Here is a 10,669-nt window from a genome sequence, read left to right on the forward strand (position 1 = left end):
CCGCGCGATCGAACCACGGCCGCGATCATCGCATCAGAACTGACTGATGGGCTTGCCGATCGCTCTTCTCGACGCCGCGATCTCGGCATAGGCGTCGACGGCATCGTTGTCGAAGCTCAGCACCCGGCCCGCAAAATCTTCGTTGAAGATGACTTGCGTCGCGTCCCACAAGTTTTGCCGGCGCGCGCCGGACGGCAAGAGCCGCAATCCATAGAAGATTTCGCCGCGCGTCACCGTAGTGGTGAACAGAGCGCCGAGCGAGTCTGATCTTCCAGCCACGCCAAAACCCGCTGTTCGGGTACAGGGCGCAGCACTTCGGATAAAACATTTGTATCGAGGACGATCATTCGCCCAGGCCCGATGGTTCGCGGATCCCTTCACGCGCGGGCAACTCGAGTTCGACGCCGCCGAGCGGTTCGATGCGCGAGCGAATCGACTCGACGAGACTCTTGCCGCGCACAGGTTCGGTCGAAAGCGTCGCGCGCAGGATGTCGCGCGCTTCGTCTTCCATCGAATGCCCATGCAAAGCGGCCTGCCGACGCAAGCGCGTTTCGAGTTGTTCGTCGATATTCCGAATGGTCATGGCTGCCATGCAGACCTCCTTTCACCGCCGCGAATTTGCATAACGGCATATTAGCGCGAATTATCCGATGCTCCGACCGACAGCCATTCGTGCATCACTTGCTCGTTTTGCTCCAGCGCCGCCAACGATCCATCAAACCTCACCACCCCCCGCCACATCACCGCCACCCGCGCATCCAGCATCCGTGCAATCGTCAACCGCTCTTCGATCAGCAGAATGGCGACGCCGCGATCGCGCAGCGTCGCGAGGCACGCGCCCACTTGCGCGACCATTTGCGGCGCGAGTCCTTCGCCCGGTTCGTCGACGACGATCAGCGACGGATCGCCCGCCAGCGCGCGAGCCAGCGACAGCATCTGCTGCTCGCCGCCCGATAGCGCGCCCGCTTTCACCGCGGCCCGTTCGCGCAGCACGGGAAACAGCGCGTAGGCATCGTCGAGCGTGAAGCGCGAACCGGCGCGCTCGCCAAGCAGCAGGTTGTCGCGCACGCTCAGCGTCGGAAACGCATCGCGCGTTTCGGGCACGTAGCCAATGCCGAGCCGCGCGATCTGAAACGGCCGCATGCCGATCATCGATGTCTCGCGAAAGCGCAGTTCGCCCTCGCATCGCACGAGGCCCATGATGGCTTTTGCGAGCGTCGAGCGTCCCGAACCGTTGCGGCCGATGAGCGCCAGCGCTTCGCCCGCGCCGATCGACAGATTCACGCCGTGCAGCGCCTGCGCCGCGCCATGCCAGGCGCGCAGTTCGCCGATCCGCAGCAGCGCGTTCATGGCGCATCGCCCAGATAAGCCTCGCGTACATCGCGATTCGCGCGGATCGCGTCCGGCGTATCCGATGCGATCACACGCCCGCGCACCAGCACCGAAATGCGATCGGCGAGGCCGAAGACCGCGTCCATATCGTGTTCGATGACGAGCAGCGTGCGGCCCGCCGTGGTCGCGCGGATCAGCGCGTGCGCGCGCGGCCTCGGCGCGGTTCATGCCGGCGGTCGGTTCGTCGAGCAGGATCAGCGGCGCGTCGGTGGCGAGCGCGAGGCCCAGGTCGAGCGCGCGTTGCTCCGCGTAGGCCAGTTGCGCGGCGGGATCGTCGGCGCGTGCGGCGAAGCCGATCGCTTCGAGCATCGCGCGGGCTTTGCGGTCGATGTCGCGCGAAAGCAGCCAGCGGTCGAGCATGCGCGACGACGCCGCGCCCAGACACGCGCATCGCAGATTGTCGAGCACCGACAGGCCCGCGAACACGCTCGTCGTCTGGAAACTGCGCGCGAGCATCCGGCTCACGCGTTGCGGCGGCCGTCCGGTAATGTCGATGCCGCTCGCGACAATGCGCCCATCGCTCGGCCGCGTGCGGCCCGAAATCACATCGAACAGCGTGGACTTGCCCGCGCCGTTCGGCCCGATCAGCGCGTGCCGCTCGCCCGCCTCGACGCGCAAATCGACGCCATGCAGGACTTGCGTCGCGCCGAAGCGTTTGGCGATGCCACGAAGTTCGAGCGCGCGCGTCATCGCCCGCTCCGCGAACGCCGCGCGAGCCAGAGCGCGATCAGCATGGAAGGAATCGCAACGATCCATGCGCCGCGCGGTAGCGTGGCGGTATCGGCATGACGCGCGTACAAGGTCTCGACGATCGCCATCGGCTGCGACGCTCCACGCGAGCGCGCCAAGCGCGCCCAGCCACAGCGCGCGCGCATCGCGCCTGAGCCAACCGGCGACGCCTTCGGGCGCGGCCACGACGACCCACACGAAGAACAGGCCGAGGTACATCGGCCATGCCGCGGACACGCTCGCCACCGCCGTGCTGAAAAACGTCAGCAACACCGCGCCGATCACCGGCCCGAAAAACGATCCCGCGCCGCCGATCACGGTCGCGACCAGCGCGCTCGTCGAACGCGCCAAGCCGACGCTCTCCGATGACACCAGCTCCACGTTGATCAGCGACAGCACGCCCGCGATGCCCGCAAAAAACGCCGCGACCAGCAGCATCGTCCAGCGCACGCGACGCGGCGCGAAGCCGATCGCCGCCGCGCTCGCTGGATTGTCGCGCACGGCGTTGGCGAGGCGGCACATCGGCGTGCGCGAGAGGGCGAACATCGCCACACACGACAACACGCACCAACACGCGATCAGCGCATACGCCTCGCGCGACGGCCCGAACGTCCACGCGAACAAAGGCGCGCCGCTCGCGCGATCGATCGTCACGCCGCCCTCGCCGCCGAACCAGCCCGGCACGAGCCACACGCTCGCCGCGACGAGCTCGCCGATGCCGAGCGTGATCATCGCGAAAGCGGTGCCGGCGCGTTGCGTCGAGATCGCGCCGAACACGAACACCGCGAGCAACGCCGCGATACCGCCGACGAGCGGCAGCATCGGCAAGGGCACGCCGAAGCGGTTGAACACATGCGCGGCCGCGAACGCGCCGAGTCCCGAATACACCGCGTGGCCGAACGACAGCAAACCGGTTTCGCCGAGCAGCAGGTTGTACGACAGCGCGAAGACGATCAGCGTCGCGGTCTGCGCGAGGTAGGCGAGCAGCCAGGATTGATCGAACAACACGGGCGGCAGCGCGAGCGCCGCGATCAGGGCGATGAATTTAAGCATCGAAGGCGCGCTCGCCGAAAAACCCGCGCGGGCGCATTGCGAGCATCGCGACGAGCAGCAGATACGGCAGCACGGGCGCGAGTTGCGTGACGGTCAATGCGGCCCACGCGGGCGGCAGCGTCACGCCAAACGATGCGGCGATGCTGCCCGCCGATGCCGTCGCGCCGACCGCGAAGGTCTGCACGCAGCCGATCAGAAGCGACGCCGCCAGCGCGCCCGCCAGCGATCCGATGCCGCCGATCACGACGACGACGAACACGATCGGTCCCATCGCATCGGCCATGCCGGGTTCGATGACGGCGAGCGGCGCGCCGATCACGCCCGCCAGCGCCGCCAGCGCGATGCCGATGGCGAACACCGTCGTGAAGACGCGCGGCACGTCGTGTCCGAGCGCCTCGACCGTCGATGGATGCGTGAGCGCGGCTCGCACGATCAGCCCCGTTTTCGACAGACGCAGCACGAGCCACAGCGCGCCGAGCATCAGCACGGCGAGCGTCATCATGAAAGCGCGATAGCGGGGAAATTCCGCGCCGTACAAAGAGAACAGCGGACCGTCGAGCACGGCGGGAATCGCGGCGGGCTGCGGACCGAGTCCCCAGACGAGCTTCACGCCCTCGCCGATCACGATGGCCGCGCCGAAGGTCAGCAGCAATTCCGCGAGCGCGCCGCGCGCATGCACGCGTCGCAGCAGCGTGCGCTCGAAGCATGCCCCGCCGATGCCGACGAGCGGCGGCGCGCAGATCAGCGCGAACCAGAATCCGCCGTACGCGGCGAGCGCCTGACCGACATAGGCTCCGAGCATGTAGAAGCTCGCATGCGCGAAGTTGAGCACGCCCAGCATCGAAAAGATCAGCGTGAGGCCCGCCGACAACATGAAGAGCAGCAAACCGACGCTCACGCCGTTGAGCAGACTTACGCTGAACCACTGCAGCAAGATGCAGCCTCAGGCGGTGACGAGCCGCTTCAGCACGTCGACGAGCGGCGCGGGCAGCGGTACGGGACGGCGCGTCACGCGATCGACGTAGACGTGGACGAAATGGCCTTGCGCGGCGGCATCGTCGGAGCCTTGGGCGAAGATCGCCACTTCGTAGCGCACGCTCGTGTTGCCGAGTTTTTCGACGCGCAGGCCGGCTTCGATCGGTTCCGGGAACACCAGCGGCGCGAAGAAGTTGCAGTGCGTTTCGACCACCAGGCCGATGGTTTCGCCTGCGCTGAAATCGAGGACGCCGTGGCGGAGCAGGTACTCGTTCACGACCGTGTCGAAGTAGCTGTAGTAGACGACGTTGTTGACGTGGCCGTAGACGTCGTTGTCGGACCAGCGGGTCGTGATCGGGAGTAAGTGCGGGTAGTCGGTGCGGTTTTTCGGGATGGGTTTGGTCATTGCGCGTCTCTTTCGTGGGCTGCGTTTTCGGGTGTCGCGCTTTCTTGTGCAGTAACCGCCTCCCCGGCGGAGGGGTAACTTTCTTTGCGGCGGCAAAGAAAATCACCAAAGAAAGCCGCTTTTTTCGGCACCAGTTACTTCTCCGAGCTACCGCTATTGCGATTCCTTCGTGGACCCGCAATAGCAAGTCGCCCCGCCAATCAACGCGCGACCGGCTCCCATGCGATCCGTGTTACCGCGCCCTTTGACTGACTGGTTCACCGCTTTGCGCGGCCATCTTGGCAACGCGAACAGGCGATGTCAAACGTTCCAGAATTGCTTTTACGCCTTCCCGCACAGCGCGCGGACCTCGTCCGTGAAGCGTTCGACGGTTTCCTGTTTCGTGTCCCACGCGCACATCAGGCGGCAGCCGCCCGAGCCGATGAACTGATAGAAGCGCCAGCCCTTTGCGCGCAGCGCCGTCGCGACGTGCGTCGGCAATTCCGCGAACACGGCGTTGGCTTCGGGCTGGAACATCAGTTTGACGCCGGGAAGATCCGCGAGGCGTGCGGCCATCAGTTGCGCCATCGCGTTGGCGTGGCGTGCGTTGCGCAGCCAGACGTCGTCGTCAAGCAGGCCGAGCCACGGCGCGGAGATGAAGCGCATCTTCGAGGCGAGCTGGCCCTCCTGTTTCAGCCGATAAGCGAAATCGGTGGCGAGCGCCTTGTCGAAGAACACGACCGCCTCGCCCACCGGCAAGCCGTTTTTCGTGCCGCCGAAACACAGCACGTCGACGCCCGCGCGCCACGTAATCTCCGACGGATGCACGTTCAGCGACGCCACCGCGTTCGCGAATCGCGCGCCGTCCATATGCACCTTCAGATGCCGCCGTTTGGCGATGGCCGCGATTGCCCGCACTTCCTCGACGGTATAGACCGTACCGACTTCCGTCGCCTGCGTGAGCGCGACGACCTTCGGCTTCGGATAGTGGATGTCCGCGCGACGCGTGACGAGCTCTTCGATCGCATCGGGCGTCAGCTTGCCGTTTTCGCCCTTCGCCGTCAGCAGTTTCGAGCCGCCGGAAAAGAACTCGGGACCGCCGCATTCGTCGGTTTCGATATGCGCCAGTTCGTGGCAGATCACCGAGTGATACGACTGACAGAGCGACGCCAGCGCCAGCGAATTCGCCGCCGTGCCGTTGAACACGAAGAAGACTTCGCAGTCGGTCTGAAACAGATCGCGGATGCGGTCGCAGACTTGCGAAGTCCACGAATCGTCGCCGTAAGCGGGTTCGTGGCCGCTGGTGTTGGCCTGCACGAGCGCGGCGAGCGCTTCGGGGCAAATGCCGGCGTAGTTATCGGAGGCGAAGTGCTGGATGGATTCGGTGGGCGCGGTCATGGGCGTGTGCGTCGATCGTTGGCTCGGGCGCGATGATCACGCCCGAGCGATCGCCCATTTTAACGGCTGGCGGAAATGCAGCCGTTCGCACGATGTCTGCTTACTTGCCGCTCGGCGCGCTCGCGGCATTGGCTTCCTGCGCCTTCTTTTCCTTCTTGCTGGCTTCATGATGACCGATGGCACAGCCGCCCACGGCGCCCGCGGTGCCGTGCTTGCCCGCCACGTGCCCCGCGACGCCGCCGACCGCCGCGCCTTCGATACAGCCCTTCGCCTGTGCCGCGCCCGCTGCGATGAACATCGTCGAGGCCAGCATGATGGATACGAGTTTGCGACTCATGATTGCGTCTCCCTTTGTAGTTGAGCTTGAACAGCCCGAAGGAAGACGCACGCCGTGTGCCTGACAAAAAGCAAACGGCCCGATGACTTTTGCCATCGGGCCGTTCATTCAACAGTCGATTCCGACTGGTTTAAAGCTGCTGTTGAACCCAGTTCGTCACGCCCGCGAGCGCGGCCGGCAGATTGGCCGGCTCGGTGCCGCCCGCCTGCGCCATGTCGGGACGTCCGCCGCCCTTGCCGCCCACTTGCTGCGCGACGAAGTTGACGAGTTCGCCCGCCTTCACCTTCTTCGATGCATCCGCCGTCACGCCCGCGATCAGGCTGACCTTGCCGCCTTCGACCGCCGCGAGCACGATGGCCGCGCTCTTGAGCTTGTCCTTCAGCTTGTCGACGGTTTCGCGCAGCGTCTTGACGTCCGCGCCTTCGAGTTGCGCGGCGAGCACCTGCACGCCCGAGACATCGACGGCTTGCGAGACGAGTTCATCGCCCTGATTGGCGGCGAGCTTCGACTTGAGCGTCGCGAGTTCCTTCTCCAGCGACTTCACGTGCTCCTGAACCTGCACGATACGTTGTGTCAGTTCCGAAGGCTGCGCCTTCAGCACGCCCGCCGCCGCGTTGATGCGCTGATCGAGGTCCTGCACGAATCGCACGGCGTTGTCGCCGGTGATCGCCTCGACGCGGCGAATGCCCGCCGCGACGCCGCCTTCCACCACGATCTTGAACAGGCCGATATCGCCGGTGCGCTGAACGTGCGTGCCGCCGCAGAGTTCGCGCGAGAAGCCGAGATCGAGCACGCGAACCGTGTCGCCGTACTTTTCGCCGAACAGCGCCATCGCGCCGCCCTTCACCGCTTCGTCGTACGGCATGACTTGCACGATGCCGGGCGCATTCAGCAGGATCTCCGAGTTGACGATCTGCTCGACGCGACGGATTTCATCATCCGTCATCGGCGCGTTGTGGGCGAAGTCGAAGCGCGTCTTGTCGGCGTCCACCAGCGAGCCTTTCTGCTGCACATGGCCGCCGAGCACTTCGCGCAGCGCCTTGTGCATCAAATGCGTCGCCGAGTGATTTCGCGCGGTGCGGGCGCGGCGCACGGCGTCGATTTCCGCTTTCACGACATCGCCGACCTTCAGCGTGCCTTGCTCGACCGTGCCGTGATGACCGACGACATCGGCCTGCACCTTCAGCGTATCGGTGACGGCGAAGCGCACCGATGCATTCGACAGCACGCCCTGATCGCCCACCTGACCGCCGGATTCTGCGTAGAACGGCGTGTGATCGAGCACGACGACCGCTTGCTGGCCGTCGCGCGCTTCCTTCACGGACACGCCATCCACGTACAACGCGATGATCTTCGCGTCGTCGAAGGCTTCTTTCTCGTAGCCGTGGAAGGTGGTCTTTTCGCCGCTGTATTCGAGGCCCGCCGCGAGCTTGAACTTGCCCGCCGCGCGCGCCTGATCGCGCTGACGCGCCATGGCGTCGTCGAACGCGGGTTCGTCGACGGTCACGCCGCGTTCGCGGCACACGTCCGCCGTCAGATCGAGCGGGAAGCCGTAGGTGTCGTGCAGCTTGAATGCCAGTTCGCCGTCGAGTTGCTTGACGCCCTTCTTCTCCAGATCGGCGAGTTCGCCTTCCAGAATCGACATGCCGTGTTCGATGGTCTCGAAGAAGCGCTCTTCTTCCTGACGCAAAACATCGGTGACGCGCTGTTGCGCATCGGCCAGTTCCGGATACGCCGCGCCCATTTCCACGACGAGATCGGCCACCAGCTTGTTGAAGAACGCGCTTTTCTTGCCGAGCTTGTAGCCGTGACAAATCGCGCGGCGCACGATCCGGCGCAGCACGTAGCCACGGCCTTCGTTGCCGGGAATCACGCCATCGACGATCAGGAACGAGCACGCGCGAATGTGGTCGGCGATGACCTTCAGCGAGTTGTTTTCCAGATCGGGCGTATTCGTTTCGCGCGACGCGGCCTTGATCAGGTTCTGGAACAGATCGATCTCGTAGTTGCTGTGTACGTGCTGGAGCAAGGCGGCGAGACGTTCCAGGCCCATGCCGGTATCGACGCACTGCTTGGGCAGCGGCGTCATGTTGCCTTGCGCGTCGCGGTTGAACTGCATGAACACGAGATTCCAGATCTCGATGAAACGATCGCCATCTTCTTCCGCCGATCCCGGCGGGCCGCCCCAGATTTCCGGGCCGTGGTCATAGAACACTTCCGAGCACGGGCCGCACGGGCCGGTGTCGGCCATTAGCCAGAAGTTGTCCGATGCGTAACGCGCGCCCTTGTTGTCGCCGATGCGGATGATGCGCTCGACCGGCACGCCGATTTCCTTCGCCCAGATGTCGAAGGCTTCGTCGTCTTTCTTGTAGACGGTGACCGTGAGCTTTTCCGCCGGAAGCTGATAGACCTTGGTCAGCAGTTCCCAGCAGTAATGGATGGCATCGCGCTTGAAGTAGTCGCCGAACGAGAAGTTGCCGAGCATCTCGAAGAACGTGTGATGCCGCGCGGTGTAGCCGACGTTTTCGAGGTCGTTGTGCTTGCCGCCCGCGCGCACGCTGCGCTGCGCGGTGGTCGCGCGCTTGTACGGCCGCGATTCGGCGCCCAGGAACACGTCCTTGAACTGGACCATGCCCGAGTTGGTGAAGAGCAGCGTCGGGTCGTTGCCGGGCACGAGGCTCGACGAACGGACGATCGTATGGCCCTTCGATTCGAAAAACTTCAGGAACTTCTCGCGAATTTCGGCGGCTTTCATGGCGTCCGGGACTTTTTCTGCGGTTTTGGTGTCGCCTGTGGCTTATTCGATGCACGCGCGATTGCTTATGCAGCGGGGCTTTCCGACAGGCTGAGGTAATTTTTGATTATACGGGATTCGCCGCGCCCGCCCGTCGCGCGGCGCCCGAGGTCGCGATCGGCGCAATTGGTTATCGCACGGGCGTCCGATCTGTGCGACATTCCCTAACCGTGAGCCACTTTCGCTAGCGAGAAACGACGAATGGGAGCCTTGAGTCATATCCGCGTGCTGGACCTGACCCGCGTGCTGGCGGGTCCCTGGTGCGCGCAGACGCTTGCCGATCTCGGCGCGGACGTCATCAAGATCGAACGTCCCGAAGTCGGCGACGACACCCGTCACTGGGGCCCGCCCTATCTGAAAACGCCCGATGGCGAAGATACGCGCGAAGCCGCGTATTACCTCGCGGCGAATCGCAACAAGCGGTTGGTGACGGTGGATATCGCGTCGCCGGAGGGCCAGCGCATCGTGCGCGAACTGGCCGCGCAGAGCGATGTCGTGCTCGAGAACTACAAGGTCGGGCAATTGAAGAAGTACGGGCTCGATTACGAGTCGCTCAAGGCGGTGAAGCCGGATATCGTCTATTGCTCGGTGACGGGCTTCGGGCAGACCGGGCCGTATGCGCATCGCGCGGGGTACGACTTCATCATTCAGGGCATCGGCGGATTCATGTCGATCACCGGCGAGCGCGACGGGCAGCCCGGCGGCGGTCCACAGAAAGCCGGCGTCGCGATTTCCGACCTGATGACGGGCATGTATGCGACGGTCGGCGTGCTCGCGGCTTTGTCGCATCGGGACCGGACTGGCGAGGGGCAATACATCGACATGGCGCTGCTCGACGTGCAGGTCGCGATGCTCGCCAACATGAACACCAACTTTCTTGCGAGCGGCAAGCCGCCGGTGCGCTGGGGCAATGCGCATCCGAACATCGTGCCGTATCAGACGTTTCAGACGAGCGATGGCTGGATCATCGTGGCCGTGGGGAATGACGGGCAGTTTCGCAAGTTCGTCGAAGCGGGCGGACGTTCGGATCTCGCCGATGATCCTCGGTTTGCGGTCAATCCTTCGCGTGTGCGGAATCGGGATGTGCTTGTGCCTATTCTTGCCGAGATGGTGCGTTCGAAGGGCAAGCACGAATGGCTTGCGGCACTCGAGGCGGCGGGCGTCCCTTGTGGGCCGATCAACGATCTCGGTGAAGTGTTCGATGATCCTCAGGTTGTTGCGCGTGGGATGCAGATTGATTTGCCGCATCCTAGCGGGGGGGATGTCAAGCTTGTTGCCAGTCCGATTAAGATGAGTGCGACGCCGGTCGAGGCAAGGGTGCATCCGCCGGTTTTTGGAGAGCATACTGCTAAGGTGCTTGCTGAATTGCTCGGCTATGATGTTCGGCGCATTGATGCCCTGCGGGAGCGGAAGGTCATTTAATGGCGTTTTTTGCGATGGATTTTCAGTAACCGCCTCCCCGGCGGTGGGGTCACTTTCTTTGCGGCGGCAAAGAATGTAACCAAAGAAAGCCACTTGTCCGATCCTAAGCACCTTCTTGGCCGGTCCCGGCACAGCACTAGGCTCTGTTCACATTTGAAGAAATGTGTTTACATCTCATCTTTTG

General features: G+C 64.2%; 9 protein-coding genes. 1 reads left to right on the plus strand and 8 read right to left on the minus strand.

What is annotated here, in order from left to right; genetic code table 11:
- Nucleotides 1-33: 33 nt before the first annotated feature.
- The 8 genes from BVER_RS33670 to alaS form a co-directional block, all read right to left on the minus strand.
- Entirely contained in the window at nt 34-234 is a 201-nt protein-coding gene (locus tag BVER_RS33670) for a PIN domain-containing protein (RefSeq protein ID WP_232316495.1), read from the minus strand.
- A 109-nt stretch (nt 235-343) separates the two neighbouring features.
- The gene (locus BVER_RS11345) at nt 344-592 is read right to left on the minus strand and encodes a FitA-like ribbon-helix-helix domain-containing protein (RefSeq protein WP_050453385.1); all 249 of its coding nucleotides are present in this window, start codon (nt 590-592) and stop codon (nt 344-346) included.
- Between the two features lie 41 nt (nt 593-633).
- Entirely contained in the window at nt 634-3,174 is a 2,541-nt protein-coding gene (locus BVER_RS36445) for a branched-chain amino acid ABC transporter ATP-binding protein/permease (RefSeq protein WP_232316496.1), read from the minus strand.
- Nucleotides 3,167-4,105: a branched-chain amino acid ABC transporter permease gene (locus BVER_RS11360; protein WP_050453392.1), complete on the minus strand. Its 939-nt coding sequence runs from the start codon at nt 4,103-4,105 to the stop codon at nt 3,167-3,169. Before BVER_RS11360 ends, BVER_RS36445 begins: the two co-directional genes overlap by 8 nt.
- A 12-nt stretch (nt 4,106-4,117) precedes the next feature.
- A complete protein-coding gene (locus tag BVER_RS11365) occupies nt 4,118-4,555 on the minus strand; it encodes an acyl-CoA thioesterase (protein ID WP_050453387.1) in 438 nt (145 codons plus the stop codon).
- A 321-nt stretch (nt 4,556-4,876) separates the two neighbouring features.
- Complete coding sequence (locus tag BVER_RS11370) at nt 4,877-5,911, minus strand: threonine aldolase family protein (RefSeq protein WP_050453393.1); 1,035 nt, start codon at nt 5,909-5,911, stop codon at nt 4,877-4,879.
- Between the two features lie 121 nt (nt 5,912-6,032).
- Nucleotides 6,033-6,269, minus strand: coding sequence for a hypothetical protein (locus BVER_RS11375; protein ID WP_050453388.1), 237 nt, complete (start codon nt 6,267-6,269; stop codon nt 6,033-6,035).
- Nucleotides 6,270-6,399: 130 nt separating this feature from the next.
- The gene (alaS, locus tag BVER_RS11380; protein WP_050453389.1) at nt 6,400-9,024 is read right to left on the minus strand and encodes an alanine--tRNA ligase; all 2,625 of its coding nucleotides are present in this window, start codon (nt 9,022-9,024) and stop codon (nt 6,400-6,402) included.
- A gap of 240 nt (nt 9,025-9,264) precedes the next feature.
- Between alaS and BVER_RS11385 the strand changes: the two genes are divergently transcribed.
- A complete protein-coding gene (locus tag BVER_RS11385; protein WP_050453390.1) occupies nt 9,265-10,485 on the plus strand; it encodes a CaiB/BaiF CoA transferase family protein in 1,221 nt (406 codons plus the stop codon).
- The last annotated feature ends 184 nt before the right edge of the window (nt 10,486-10,669 follow it).

It is taken from the genome of Candidatus Burkholderia verschuerenii (assembly GCF_001189365.1).
In the GTDB taxonomy this organism is placed as follows: Bacteria; Pseudomonadota; Gammaproteobacteria; order Burkholderiales; family Burkholderiaceae; genus Caballeronia; species Caballeronia verschuerenii.